Annotated in this window: 12 protein-coding genes and 1 tRNA gene; 2 read left to right on the plus strand and 11 right to left on the minus strand. The window is 56.1% G+C overall.

The features are described 5' to 3' along the window. From hisD to murA, 3 genes are read right to left on the minus strand one after another with little or no spacing between them, the layout of a single operon-like run. A complete protein-coding gene (gene hisD, locus ACZ5RI_RS09920; protein ID WP_464512192.1) occupies positions 1-1,302 on the minus strand; it encodes a histidinol dehydrogenase in 1,302 nt (433 codons plus the stop codon). Between the two features lie 42 nt (positions 1,303-1,344). After that, positions 1,345-1,779, minus strand: coding sequence for a DUF2948 family protein (locus ACZ5RI_RS09925; RefSeq protein WP_464512196.1), 435 nt, complete (start codon positions 1,777-1,779; stop codon positions 1,345-1,347). After that, on the minus strand, positions 1,776-3,041 hold the full coding sequence (gene murA, locus ACZ5RI_RS09930; RefSeq protein ID WP_464512200.1) for a UDP-N-acetylglucosamine 1-carboxyvinyltransferase: 1,266 nt from the start codon (positions 3,039-3,041) through the stop codon (positions 1,776-1,778). The genes ACZ5RI_RS09925 and murA overlap by 4 nt, the downstream gene beginning before the upstream one ends. Positions 3,042-3,423: 382 nt before the next feature. Here murA and ACZ5RI_RS09935 point away from each other — a divergent pair. After that, positions 3,424-3,498: transfer RNA gene (locus tag ACZ5RI_RS09935), tRNA-Thr, on the plus strand. A 224-nt stretch (positions 3,499-3,722) separates the two neighbouring features. Here the strand turns inward: ACZ5RI_RS09935 and ACZ5RI_RS09940 are convergent. The 4 genes from ACZ5RI_RS09940 to ACZ5RI_RS09955 all read right to left on the minus strand — a co-directional run bounded on the left by ACZ5RI_RS09940 (position 3,723) and on the right by ACZ5RI_RS09955 (position 7,510). After that, positions 3,723-4,559, minus strand: coding sequence for a hypothetical protein (locus ACZ5RI_RS09940; protein ID WP_464512204.1), 837 nt, complete (start codon positions 4,557-4,559; stop codon positions 3,723-3,725). A gap of 141 nt (positions 4,560-4,700) precedes the next feature. Continuing rightward, entirely contained in the window at positions 4,701-5,267 is a 567-nt protein-coding gene (locus ACZ5RI_RS09945) for a hypothetical protein (RefSeq protein WP_464512207.1), read from the minus strand. Positions 5,268-5,434: 167 nt separating this feature from the next. Further along, entirely contained in the window at positions 5,435-5,986 is a 552-nt protein-coding gene (rfbC, locus tag ACZ5RI_RS09950) for a dTDP-4-dehydrorhamnose 3,5-epimerase (RefSeq protein WP_464512210.1), read from the minus strand. 24 nt (positions 5,987-6,010) lie between these two features. After that, complete coding sequence (locus ACZ5RI_RS09955) at positions 6,011-7,510, minus strand: capsule assembly Wzi family protein (protein WP_464512213.1); 1,500 nt, start codon at positions 7,508-7,510, stop codon at positions 6,011-6,013. A gap of 290 nt (positions 7,511-7,800) precedes the next feature. Between ACZ5RI_RS09955 and ACZ5RI_RS09960 the strand changes: the two genes are divergently transcribed. Further along, positions 7,801-8,208, plus strand: coding sequence for a rhodanese-like domain-containing protein (locus ACZ5RI_RS09960; protein WP_464512217.1), 408 nt, complete (start codon positions 7,801-7,803; stop codon positions 8,206-8,208). Here the strand turns inward: ACZ5RI_RS09960 and ACZ5RI_RS09965 are convergent. From ACZ5RI_RS09965 to pfkB, 4 genes are all read right to left on the minus strand, one after another. Beyond that, the gene (locus ACZ5RI_RS09965; RefSeq protein ID WP_464512220.1) at positions 8,151-9,887 is read right to left on the minus strand and encodes a diguanylate cyclase; all 1,737 of its coding nucleotides are present in this window, start codon (positions 9,885-9,887) and stop codon (positions 8,151-8,153) included. The genes ACZ5RI_RS09960 and ACZ5RI_RS09965 overlap by 58 nt on opposite strands. Before the next feature lie 89 nt (positions 9,888-9,976). Further along, positions 9,977-11,296 carry a carbohydrate porin gene (locus tag ACZ5RI_RS09970; RefSeq protein ID WP_464512228.1) on the minus strand — a complete coding sequence of 440 codons (1,320 nt, stop codon included), beginning with the start codon at positions 11,294-11,296 and terminating at the stop codon, positions 9,977-9,979. Positions 11,297-11,350: 54 nt separating this feature from the next. Continuing rightward, positions 11,351-13,030, minus strand: a complete 1,680-nt coding sequence (locus ACZ5RI_RS09975) for a PTS fructose transporter subunit IIC (protein ID WP_464512235.1) — start codon at positions 13,028-13,030, stop codon at positions 11,351-11,353. A gap of 39 nt (positions 13,031-13,069) precedes the next feature. Beyond that, the gene (gene pfkB / locus ACZ5RI_RS09980; protein WP_464512242.1) at positions 13,070-14,026 is read right to left on the minus strand and encodes a 1-phosphofructokinase; all 957 of its coding nucleotides are present in this window, start codon (positions 14,024-14,026) and stop codon (positions 13,070-13,072) included.

Raw genomic sequence — 14,026 nt, forward strand, 5'->3', positions numbered from 1 at the left:
CTATCCCCGTGCCGCCGGCATCCGGATGCCGATCGATCGGGCATGGGCATCAAGCCCCTCGCCTTCAGCCAGCGTCATAGCTGGCCGCCCCAACACCGACAATGCTTCGGGCGATACCGCCAGCAAGGTAGACCGCTTGAGGAAGTCGAGCACCGACAGGCCCGAGGTAAAGCGTGCTGTGCGCGCCGTGGGCAGCACATGGTTGGGCCCGGCCATATAATCGCCCATGGCTTCGGGCGTGTAGCGGCCCAGGAAGATCGCTCCGGCATGGCGGACATGGGTCAGCAACGCCTCGGGGTCTTTGGTGGCAATTTCCAGATGCTCTGGCGCAACCCGGTTGGCGATCTCTGCACCAGCTTCCAGGTTCGGCACCACAATAATGGCGCCGTTATTGGTCCAGCTCGCCTCAGCAATGGCACGGCGTGGCAGCTGGGTCAGCTGCGCCGCCACCGCGTCTTCAACCTTGTGGGCAAAGGCGGCATCATTGGTGATCAGAATACTCTGCGCCGAAACATCATGTTCGGCCTGCGATAACAGATCGGCGGCAATCCATTCGGGGTTATTGGCCCCGTCGGCCAGCACCAGAATTTCTGACGGCCCGGCAATAGAATCTATACCGACCTGCCCGAACACCTCGCGCTTGGCCGCGGCGACATAGGCATTACCCGGCCCGACGATCTTGTCGACCGGGGCAATGCGTGCCGTACCATAGGCCAGCGCCGCCACCGCCTGCGCCCCGCCGATGCGATAGATCTCTGACACCCCAGCCCGGCGGGCAGCTTCCAGCACCAGCGGCTGGATTGCCCCACCACTGGCTGGCGTGACCATGACAATGCGCTTAACACCGGCGACCTTGGCCGGAATGGCATTCATCAGCACCGAGGAAGGGTACGCCGCCGTACCACCCGGTACATAAAGCCCGACACTGTCCAGCGCGGTCCAGCGCCAGCCCAGTTTTGCCCCGGATTCATCCAGATAGAAGGCATCCTTGGGCAACTGACGGACATGATAATTTTCGATGCGGCGGGCCGCCAGATCCAGCGCCTCGAGCGCCTCGCGGGTGCAGGATTTCTGCGCCCCCGCCAATTCATCGCCGGAAAGCCGGATCGTATCCGGAGTCAGTTCCACATGGTCAAAACGGGCGGAATAGTCGATCAGAGCAGTATCGCCACGCAGGCGCACATCGGCGATGATGCTGCGCACCGTGGTGGCGACATCCGCCCCGTTTTCGCGTTTTTCCGCCAGAAGCGCCGTCAGCGATGCTTCGAAATCCGCATGAGCGGCGTCAAGCCAGCGAGCCATGTTTCCCATTCCCTGATAAAATTACGCTGCGAACGAAAGCCCTCAGGCGTCCACTTCGTGGCTGGGCCGCCCACGGGCCGCCCATTCACTGCCCTCGTCCGCCAGCGCGGCTTCCAGACATTCGACCTCAAGACGGATCGCACCACCACCGGCAAACACCAGTTCGATGGTACCAGCCGGATCCCCGGCCCCCTTCGGGGTAAAGCGGATCGCCAAAAGCTCGACCACCGCACCCGGCGCACCCTGGCGCAAATTGCTGCATTGGGCAGCCAGCACGCCTTCGAAATGCAGTCCGGAACGGACGCGGACATTTGTCTTCTCGCCCGCTTCCCATTTGAAGCGGCTGAACAGCCCAACAAAACGGTGCTGCTTGCTGAGGTAGGTCAGTTCGCCCACCACCGCCACGGCATCTTGCAGCTTGGCCGAGATAACGTCCAAATCCTCGGCGTCGCGTGCCGCCAATACCAGTTCGCTCATTCGTGCAGCCTTTCGACAACAGCCCCGACACGGGAAAGCTTTTCTTCCATCCGCTCGAAACCGCGATCCAAATGATAAACCCGGTTCACGATTGTTTCGCCTTCAGCCGCCAGCCCCGCCAGAACCAGCGACGAGGAAGCCCGAAGATCGGTTGCCATCACCTGAGCACCTTTAAGACGGGGCACGCCACGCACCGTAGCGCTTTTACCATCCACCTTAATATCGGCCCCCATACGGGCCAGTTCCGGCACATGCATGAAACGGTTCTCGAAGATCGTTTCCTTTATATGGGAAGTCCCATCGGCAGTTGCCATCAGCGCCATCAATTGCGCCTGTAAATCGGTGGGGAAACCCGGAAAGGGTTGGGTTTCGACCGACATGGCCCGCGGTCGCACCCCGTTTCGGGCCACTTTCAGGCCGCGTTCGGTGGTGGTGAACTCCGCGCCCGATGATTTTAGGATTTTAATCAGCGAGGCAATCAGCTCTGGCTGCGTTCCCGTCAGCTCGACCTCGCCACCGGCAATTACCACCGCCAGCGCATAGGTGCCGGTCTCGATCCGGTCCGGTAACACGGAATGCGACGCATGATGCAGCGCGGGAACACCCTCAACCGTAATGGTCGAGCTGCCCAGCCCTTCAATCTTCGCCCCCATAGCAATCAGGCAATGGCCCAGATCGACAATTTCCGGCTCACGGGCGGCGTTTTTGATCACGCTCTTGCCCTCGGCCAGACTGGCGGCCATCAGGGCATTTTCGGTCGCCCCCACGGAAACCAGCGGGAACGAAATTTTCGCCCCCTTCAGCCCCTGTGGCGCACTGGCGATGACATAGCCCTCGGTCAGCTCGACCTTGGCCCCTAACGCCTCCAGCGCCTTTAAGTGCAGATCCACCGGGCGGGCACCAATGGCGCAGCCACCGGGTAACGACACCTTGGCATGGCGCGCACGGGCCAGCAGTGGGCCCAGCGTAAAGAAGCTTGCCCGCATCTTGCGCACGATGTCGTAATCGGCGGTGGTCGAGGTTAGCGCGCCCGCATCCAGCTTATAGCTGCAGGCCACACTGTCCCATTCCACGGCCACGCCAAAGCCTTTGAGCAGCGCAGCCATCGACCGGATGTCGGCCAAATTCGGAACATTGGTCAGCGTCAGACCTTCTGCACTGAGAAGAGAAGCCGCCATCAGCGGCAAAGCCGCGTTCTTGGCACCGCTAATGGGAATCTCGCCGTTAAGACGGGCCCCACCCACAATCCTGATTCTATCCATAAGTCCTCTTGGCCATACGCCCACTTGGCCTTAACGCCACCAATGACTAGCCGGGGGTTGCTTTCGAACCGGCGGCTTACGAAGCCGGCCCTTTTAACGCGGGCTGCGCCGCGGTCAAACCTGATTCCGGGGGGGTACCCTCTGATTCTGTTCCTGAACCGGTCAGGACAGGGTCAGATGGCACGTTTTGCGCGAGTTCCCGCACCCGACTTTTACGTTTTTTAAGATTTTCACGCAGTGCCGCGGCCAGTCTTTCAGCATTTTCTGGCGATGAACCCAAATTTCTCAAAAAAGACCCCTTTTCTTTTCTATTCAGCTTAGGCTATAGCACCGCGTCCGCGGAACGGGGAACCACTAAAACCCCGTTCGCTAAAGCGACAGTGCCGGTGTAGCGTAGTGGTAGCGCAACCCCTTGGTAAGGGGTAGGTCGTGAGTCCGATTCTCACCACCGGCACCATCTTTTTCAATTAAAACAGATGGTTAGAAATTCCGCTTTCGTTCTAAAAACGAACGAAACGGAATTTAGGCGAAGAACAAAGCATGATTTGCACCCACGATCCGTGCAAAATCCGTGCAGTCCTCCCCCCCCCTCCCTCACCGCTCAGAGCGTAACAGAAAAACCGCTAACGGGATCGCCAACGGCTTTAAATGTATTTGGCATCACGGAAGGCAGACAGCATTTCACATACTCAATTCCATTACCCACTCGGCACGGATAGATGTTATGGCAGCTGGCGTGATCTGCTCATACAGATTACTCCGTATCGTGCCGTTGATAGTAACATCAACACTATCAAAAGAAACAACATAGCAAGCCTTATCGCCACCGCGAGCCTTACATGTCTCAACGCCTTTGATTTTTGATATGTCGTTTAGCGATAGTATCCATTGGCTACAGGTCAGTTTTTTGTGCTCATCGCACTTCTCTGGCATCAATCGCCCGAACTTCACCGCATCAACAGCCATATGAAACATGTTTACTGCGCGAACAGCATCTTGGTCACTCGGAACTGAGAACCAAGTTGCTAAATCATCTGGGTTATGCGTGTCGCAGGGGATTTTTTTATAACTAGTTCCTGTCCCGAATTCAGGAACAGGCAAGCGCTCAATGTGATATACACGTTGAGATACAACGCCATCAGGCCTAGACTGCCCTCCTAACTTTTTCCCATATGCATCAAACACTTCCTTTAATCCGTACTGAAGCGTGACGCGGTCACTGCGGCACGTATAGCGAAATTCTGTATCGCTTGGCTCAGTGTAAAATATAGCGCTTGCTACATTATGGCTGCTATCAATCGTGAACGTACCGGACGGCTTAAGCAGCGACAGAAGATCATGAGTTGCAGCCCGCCTCGCCTCGTCGGGTGATAACGCCAACAATTCTTTGGACCTATCATCCTGTTCGCCTACAAGACCCGAGACAATCTTTGTTTTTTGAGCGTGAGCCTCAAACAGTATGAAGAAGAATGCGCTAAATACGGTAGCCGCGAAAAAACAACGTTTCCCAATAATCATCTTCCTGCCCCCCCCAAAAAAAATATTCCATCAGCAAGAATACAGATAGGCACGCCACTACACCACCAATAGCTGTACAAAGGCGCTTAACACCCAACAGAAAATCCGCTGACGGGATCGCCAGCGGCTTTAAAAAGCCCCTTAACGGGGCGCTTTAAGAAAGAACCATACGAATGCCAGCAAGCAAAAAATCGGCGCCAGCCCAATTAAAATAATCCATTGGGATTGAAACGGTTTCCATTCACCACAGTGGGGACAGCGAGGCGATTTTTTGTTGACGTATTTACCGCAGGAACGACACGGAACCTCTATTGTTTCAGGCCAGCCCTGGGATGCCCGTTCTGCCAACCGGATAGAACAATATACGAAAAAACTGTCGAACAGAATGACCAAGAGAGCACCTGCCCCTCGCGTTCCATGCCCATAGACCAACGGTGGCAAATCCGAAACGAAGGCAATGCCTGCCGCATGCAGTGCAGCTAGACCAACGACGACGAACCAGTACCAAGCATGGTTCCTCAGATCGCGAAAGTACCAAGCCACCCCAGCTATTGAAAGAAAGCTTACAAACGAGAAATCAAGTTTTCCTTCGTTAACGTTTCCCCATAAGGCAATTGAAAAATATACAGAAAACAGCGCGATACCAATTCCCCACCAGACTTTTTTAGATATGCAATCAAAGGCACCGCTACGGTCAACATCCCTCATCCCTGCCGCTCCCCTTAATTAGATTGAGGAATGTAAGACGCTGTTTATATTTTACCAGTGATGTTTTGTTCGCTTGCGCAAAGGCTGGGCTAGCACAGATACGTGCACCGAATTTGTGCCCAACGCACCGTACGAAAAAGGCGCCCGAAGGCGCCTTTTTACTTGTGTCAGTCGAAGGTTTCACCGTCGGCGAGCAGACGCCCGTGCTGGTCTTTTTCGGCCAGGATCGGCTGCCCGGTAAGCCCCCAATCAATTCCAACCGTGGGATCAGACCACAGCACACTGCGTTCAAATTCCGGATGATAATAGTCGGTCGCCTTGTACAGGAACTCGGCCGTCTCGCTTAAGACATAAAAGCCATGTGCGAACCCTGGCGGGATCCAGAACTGCTTCTGGTTTGATGCGGAAAGCACCACCCCAGCCCATTTGCCGAATGTCGGCGATGAACGGCGCAGATCTACCGCCACATCAAACACCTCGCCGGCTACGACACGGACCAACTTTCCCTGCGCATGTTGGATTTGATAATGCAAACCGCGCAAGACACCCCGCACCGAACGGCTATGATTATCCTGAACGAAATCGGGCTTCAGCCCGGTCGCTTGTTCAAACGCACGTGCATTATAGCTTTCGAAAAAGAAGCCACGTGCATCGGCAAAGATCTTGGGTTCCAGTACCAGAACACCCGGCAACTCAGTCTGCGTAACGGTATAAGGCATAACACTAAAGTCCTTGAAATTACACTACAGTTTCAAACTCAGGCGTGCTTCGGCGGAAGCAAGCCAACCATGGTCCGGACGTGGGCGATCATCCTGCACCCGACCAATCAAGCTGAGCTGCACATCGAAATCGCGCCATTTCAGCGGCAAATCCGTCCGACTCTCGGCCATATTGATAATGACGGGGCCGGTTGAAACGACATTATAAGCGTTGGTAGTGTTTGAAAGCGCAGGCCGATCAATCTCGGCATGATGATAGGTGAAGCTGTAGCTCGTACCATCATCGCGCTGATAGCTGGTCTGTAACGACAACAGACGCGAATTACTGTCCAGACTGAAACCCATAGAACGACCGCGATAGCGCATGCCGTCAGCATAGCGACCATTGTTGTAGGAAAAGCCCGACATCGTACCGCTGCCCCACAGATCGTAGGTCGCAACACTATCGGCATATTCCAGCGTCATCCGTCCGGTACCACCCGGAACCGGCATCCAGCCGCTGGCACCATACAGATGACTGGTACCGGAATGCTGGATCGGGTTGGTATCCTCGTTCATGAACTGAACATAGGCTTCATAGGCAAAATCCTGATAGCTGTTGCTATAGCGGATATCGATATTACCCTGATCGTTACTGTTGTTGACGGTCTTGTTGTCGTTGAGCAAACTGAAATAGTCTTTAAACGGTTTGCATTCATGCCCCGAACCGCACAGCTCCGTCGTGCGCGCCAGACCGATTTCCAGATGTGGTATCGGATTGAAAGCCACCCGTGCCCCGACATAGTCGGTATTTTCCGCCACACGCGGCCCGTCAAGCAAACCGACAAACACCTCCGCCTGCCACGGCCCCAGCCAGCTCAGCCACGGCGTTTCAAAGGCTTCGGTTCCGGCGCGGGAAATGCCGATCTGCGGCATCGGGCGGGCATTATTGGACAGCGACATCGCCGAGAACCAACCCGGCCCCCACCAATGGGTTTTATAACCGGCGTAAATCACAGCACCACCGATGCGTTGCGCAACATAGGTGTCATCCAGCGCAATCGACTGCCGATCCGTGCCGAACACGCTGCGCCCGCCGACCGACAGATTGAGCGCCGTGGTGTTCCACATATATCCGAGGGCAACATTACCACTTAAGCTGCTCTGGCCCTGGGCGGCAAAGCCCTGCACCAACCCAGGCTCGCTGGCGGCGTCGACTGTTGCCGTGATCGTCTTACGGTGTAATTTTTCCTGTGCCTGCGCCTTCTTAAGAACCCTGTCGGCAGCGGCACGCACATAGGCTGGCTGATCCGCCAGCGTACTCCCCCGCTCCAGCCGCTCCATAATGCTGGCCCACGGGATCGGCCACTGCATTGTCACATCATCGATGACCCCGGCCGATGCCAGAATTAGAATGTCCGAACGCAAAGATGCATCCCCAACCTCGGCCCACGGCCCGGCTTTGGCGGCCACCACGGGCATCGCCAAGGCAAAACAAACCGAAAAAACCGCCTTTGCCCCAACCAAAGACTTTGCTTTGCGCATCTTTTCCCTCTGAATATCGCATTTTCCACGCCACAGGCGGCCATACCATCGGCCAAGCGACGCGACGCTAAGGTGGCAGATTACACAAACTTCGCGCCACACAACATAGCAAGCTCAAATACTTAAGGCCCGGAGGCCATAAACACAAACGCGTACCACCTTCGAGGGGAAATCCCCCTTTTGCCCCATAAAGCCTACCCGCACCCATAGCAGCAACGCCTTTACCACATGTATTTTCCGACCAGAACCTGTTAAAAGCCGGACATAAGGTCATCTGTGGGGGGATCAACATGCGCCGTTTCACCATCATCGCACTGGCAGCGGTCAGCCTTGCGGCGCTATATCCGCAAACGCTGAGCGCCCAGACCATGCCACCGAACATGGCCGCGGCCGAGCCGTCGGTGCCGACGGTAAGCGTCAGCGCGTTTCGGAAACTGACCAGGACCAAGACGGCGTATTTTCTGGTGGATGTCCGCCAGCCCGACGAATTTGCCGCCGGGCATATTGATGGCGCCATACTGATGCCGCTGGATCGGTTGCCCACCGAATACACCCGCATCCCCAAGGGGGTGAAGCTGGTGGTCTACTGCCGGTCCGGCCATCGCAGTGCCCAGGCGGTATCGTTCCTGCGCCGTAACGGTTACGACAAGGCCGTCAGCCTTGATGGCGGATATACGGCCTGGTCAGCGGCACGTTGAGCGGCATTAAGATCAAGCGATATTTCCGAGAAGATCTTCAGATCCTCGATCAGAATATGCTGAATAATATACTCAAACATCAGGAAGTGAAACAGTTCTGCGGTGTCAATCTTGCTTGCCCGGAAAAGGTTTTTCAGATCTTCCAGCCGTTTCAATAAATAATAGTGCATACGGATATGGTTCTGCACCGCATAATTTTCTACCATTTGCAGCAAAAACTCTTCATCCGCCAGATGGTCTCGGACCTCTGTCAGCAGGGGCTCCAGCAAAGCCAGAACCGCCTCTTTATTGCTTTCCGAAGCACCGAGCAGGAACAGCATATTCGCCTTTTCGAAGATCGCCTGATGCTGCGCATCAATATTGCCAATGCCGGTTTCATAGCTCTTACTCCAGCGTAATTGCATCATATGGCAAACATCCTGAGCACCACCGGTCAGAATGTTATCGAAATTTTCGATGGCAATCCGATTATTCCCGGATAATTTTGCTGTGTTTAAAGCTGTTTCGGCACGATCATACCATAAATCCCATGTATCGACGGAACGACAAATCGCGACCCCAAGACTGACCGTTGCGTGATAGCCAAACGGCAATTTTCTATCGGCAAAGCCAAGACGCAATTTATCGGCCAGCATAGCGGCATCGGTAAAACCGGTGGAGGGCAGAATGATGGAAAAGGTTCCCCCTTTCACGCGACCGATAATATCCGTTGCCCGAAGCATTTCACGGACGACTTTGGTAAAGGCAAGGATGGTATCATCACCCGCACGATGACCAAATTGCCGATTGATGGATTTTAAATCTTCAATATCTGCCAGCAACAGCGCAACCGGGTGGCCATAACGTGCAAGCCGCATACGCTCTTTTTCAGCCACTTCAGCAATACCAATGGTGTTCCAGCAGCCGGTCAATGGGTCTTTCATCGCGGCGCAGCGTAACTGATGTTCCGAACGCTCCTTGACCATGAGAACAAAACCATTCGACACCAGCAACATGGCGACGAGTACCGTTATAAAGGTCGTGGTCTGCACCAGGTTGGTCTGAAAATGTGCGGCCAGATTCTGCGGATTGAATAACGCCGTACCGATCCGCCATACAAAAATGGCAGTCAGACAGCCCATACTGAACAGGATCATATTTCGGCCGCGATGTGAAAAGGTGAACCTGTGGCCGATCAGATAAAAACAGATCACCAAACATTGCGCCGCAAAAATACCGTTACCGGCCATGACGCGGATCGTATAATTCGGCATCACGAAATAATACAGCACCATCATCATGATGGTTGGTGCGACAAGCAGAAAATAGTCAATGGGGCGGCACAGGAACTTTAAGATCGCCCAGAGAAATAAGGAGTAGGACAGCGAAATCAGACCATTGGCGATAATGATCGAAAATAAATCCGGTATCTGCCCACGCAAGACGAACAGCGCATAAGCGGCACCATGCGCCAGAAGTGCGGCGGCGCAAATTTGCAGACCGTCTTTGTTATTGCGCCCCGCTGCATAATACACAGATGACGCCAGTGTCACACACGCACAAACAACCATCCAGAAGACCGATGGCATATGCATAATACGCACTCCGCCATACTTGCCGGACGAATATTCTCTAAATACGCACAACCCACAAGCGAGAGCTTTAGAAAAAGCCTGTAGTTTTAACAGGCTAATTAACAAAACATAAATTCATTCCGGCGATTTACAAAAAAAGGGAGAGTGTGGTCACACCCTCCCCCAAGTCCATGGAACGCATGTATTCGGCGGATTTAGCCGTTTAAATGCAACGCGTCGGCCAGATTGACGTCAAAGCGGAAGCCGACCAGGAAGGTGTTCGGCAGGTTCTTCGCGCGGGTCGTATCGTCCATCTGGTCCGGATGGATGATGTACTGAATGTTCGGCTGTAGCTTGATCTGCGGTGTCAGATAATAGCTGTAGCTCAGCTCCATCATCATCTGATCCCAGTGCGGCGAACCGGTGCCGCCCGCGGCCTGACGTGTCAGGAACAGGTTCTGGATCTCGGTGCTGGAATAGCCCTGACGGGTGAAAACAAATGCGACGTTATCGTTGGGGCGCGATTCCAGCGGTCCCTTATAGGAAAGCCCGATCATCTGGTAATCGTTTTCGACCAGATGGCCATAGCCTTTGCCCATCAGGGCGCCAAACAGCGTCAGCCCGCGATGGCTGGTCGTATCCGGCCGCCAGATCATCTGTTCAAAGCGGGCGAACAAACCGACGCGGCCGTTATGCGTGGCATAGGGCAACCCGGTCTGTGCCGCGGCATTGCCGTTTTCGTCACGCAGCGGATCGGTATAGGTCGAGCTGTCATACCAGCCACCGATTTCATATTTGCGCGGCAGCGTGTCGGTTTCAAACGTCGTTTTATAACCGAAATTAAACGGCGCGATGACGCCGGTGGCACCATCCATGCTCCAGTCCGTGCCGTGATCGCTGTCCACCGTGCGCTTGGGGTTCACCTCATAGACACCGGCGTGAAAATAAATTTCCTTGGTCAGCCAGGCCGTTGCCTGCGCTTCCCAGCTTGATGTCGGCCACCAGGTGAAATTACTGGTCTTGAACACGAAGGTCGGGTTGCCGCAAGCCGAATTGATCTGGAAATACTGGCACAGATCGGAGCCCAGGAAGCTGATATTCGCCGGGGCATGGCCAATTTCCAGCACCAGCCGGTCATCGAGCAGTTTCTGGACAAGTGAAACCTGCGCCAGACGGGTGTTCTGACCACCATAAATTTCCTGCACCGACGTGCTGTTACCAATACCCTTTTCCGACAGGTTTTCGCCATGGCGGTTGGTGGCATAGACGTGCAGCGTCGCGCCGGTCCAGCCCAGCGCCTTGTCGAGATCGACATCCGCGCCCAGCATGATCTGACCGGCATAGGCACCACGTTTATCCAGACCACCATCCACCACTTCCGCAGCTTCACCTGTGTAGCTCATCTGCCAGGTGACGGAGTCCAGATGGGTGTTTACGTCGGCAGCAACGGCAGGTGCCGTGAACATCGTGGCTGCACTTAATAGTAAACAAACTGAAAACGTTTTCAGTCGAGGGTACAGTACGGGATTCAACATGTGCGAGGCTCCTGGGTTGTTTTTATTCTACTTTTTGGGGACAGCGTTTAACGTTTAGTCCTGCCGGCGCAGCGTCAGGCGTAACGCTACGGCCGAGACAATGGTACCGATGATGATCGCCAGTGCGTACATCAACACATGGCTGACGGCGTTGGGGATCAGCATAACGAAGATGCCGCCATGGGGGGCACGCAGCTCGGAACCGACCGCCATGGAAAGCGCACCGGCCACCGCGGAACCAACGATCAGCGGCGGGATAACCCGCAACGGATCGCGGGCAACAAAGGGCAAGGCGCCTTCGGTGATGAAGGCAAGGCCAAGCAGACCGGTTGCCGGGCCGGACTGATGCTCCGCCGACGTGAAGCGGTTCTTAAACAGACGTGTGGCCAGAAACAGTGCCAGCGGCGGGGTCATACCACCGGCCATGGTCGCCGCCATCGGGGCAAAGACATTGCTGGTCAGCAAGCCGGTCGAGAAGGCATAGGACGCCTTGTTAACCGGACCGCCCATATCGACGGCCATCATACCGCCCAGAATGGCACCCATCGCCCAGGCAGTGCTGCCCTTCATGCCCTGCAGCCAGTTGGTCAGCCAGGCCAGAATTTCCGCCGCCGGGGTGCCGACAACATAGACCATGGCGAGCCCGGTAATCAGTGTACCGAGCAACGGCAGCACCAGCACCGGCTTTAAGCCATCAAGGCCTTGCGGCAGTTTGATATAGCGGTTGAGGTATTTGACGGCATAACCGGCGATAAAACCGGCCAGAATACCACCAAGGAAACCGGCACCGATCGAACCGGCCAGCACACCACCAATCATACCGGGGGCCAGACCGGGGCGGTCGGCAATCGAAAAGGCAACATAACCGGCCAGTGCCGGCACCATCAGGCTGAAGGCTGCCTTGGCACCAATTTCAAACAAGGCGTAGGCAAAGGTGCCTTCGGTCTTGCCGGCATAAATACCGCCAATGGCGAACGCCAAGGCGATCAGCAGACCTCCGGCCACCACGAAGGGCAGCATGAAGGACACGCCGGTCATCAGATGCTTATAAACACCACCGCTCTGGCCTTTATTGCTGTCAGCGCTGCTGGCCTGCTGGACCTGCCCCTGGATCTGGGCTTCGGCCAGCGCCTTTGTGATCAACGCGCGGCCATCACCGATGGCGGGCTTGGTGCCACTGCTAAACAGCCGCTTACCGGCAAAGCGCGACAGCGCCACCTGACGGTCGGCGGCAATAATCACAACATCAGCGGCCGCGATTTCGGCGGCGGTCAGCGTATCGTTGGCACCAACCGACCCTTGCGTTTCAACGCGAATGTCATAACCGAGCTTCTTGGCCCCCTGCACCAGCCCTTCGGCGGCCATGAAGGTGTGGGCGATACCGGTCGGGCACGAGGTGACCGCAACAATGAAGGGCCGCTCTTTGGTCAGCAACGCCCCGGCAGAGCTATCGGCCTTCATATCGGCGAGGACTTTAGCGGCATTTTGTAAGACCGCTTCCAGGGTAACGCGATGCACCACCGTTGCCTTGGGCAAATCGCCCGCCGGCGCACCTACGACCAGCAAAAGATCGTACGACGCCGTGGCATCCTGTGCACCGAGGACGGCGCCTTCAACACGCACTTCGATAGCCAGATCCAAACCAACAGCCGCTGCGGCCTTGCGTAAGGCTTCTGCCGCCAGCAAACTTTGTGTGGTGTGTTCAGGATCTCCGACAATGACGGCAAAACCCATCTCGCGTCTCCCTAAATTTAAGCCTCGACAACCGTCGGACTATTTTTGAACCCAGTTATTGGCCTCTTCGGCAACGACTTTTTGTGCCAGCGCTTCCACCTCGGACCGCGGCGGCAGATGCGGCCCAACGCGATGCAGCTTGGCGGCAGCAAAAGCGGTCGACAGCCGGGCAATACGTTCCAGATTTGCCCCTTCGGAAAGGGCCGCAACGATACCGGCAACCATGGCATCACCGGCCCCGACGCTGGAAACCGCATCGACCCGTTCGGTGCGGGCATAGAGTGCCCCTTCCGCGGACAGGAACACCGCACCGCCCTCGCCCATCGACACCACGACCAGCCCGATACCCCGGGCCAGCAGCCGTTTGGCTTCGGCCAGCAGGCCCGCGTTATCGAGCGGGTGGCCAGCGGCGGCACTCAGTTCTTCGCGGTTGGGTTTGATCGCATAGGGCATCGCGTCGGCCCGGGCGAAAACCTGTTCCAGCGGGGCGCCACTGACATCCAGCAGCACCCGTGCACCACGGGCCCGCCACTCTGCCGAGATGTCCGCCCAGACATTGGCCGGAACACCAGCGGGCAGACTGCCGGACAGCACCAGTAATGTGGGGTTCAGATGGTGCAGCTGGGTATTGATCGCTTCCAGCATGGCGGCATCAATCTGCAAACCCGGCAGGTTGATATCGGTGGTGCGCCCGCCCGGCTCGGTCAGTTTAATGTTGAACCGTGTGCGCCCGGCGATGCGTAAGAAAGCATCTTCCACGCCCTTGGTCGCAAACAGGGTCTGAAACACTTTGGCGTTTTCTTCACCCAGAAAACCGGTGGCGGTGACCGGCACGCCCCAGTCACCCAGACAAGCCGCAACATTGACGCCCTTGCCGCCCGCATTGGTCCCGGCGCTTATGGCGCGATGCACCTCGCCGGGGACCAGCGCATCCAGACCGACCGTCATATCAATGGCCGGATTAAGCGTCACCGTGACGATCTTGTTCATGCTCAT

The organism is Micropepsis pineolensis, from assembly GCF_055392125.1.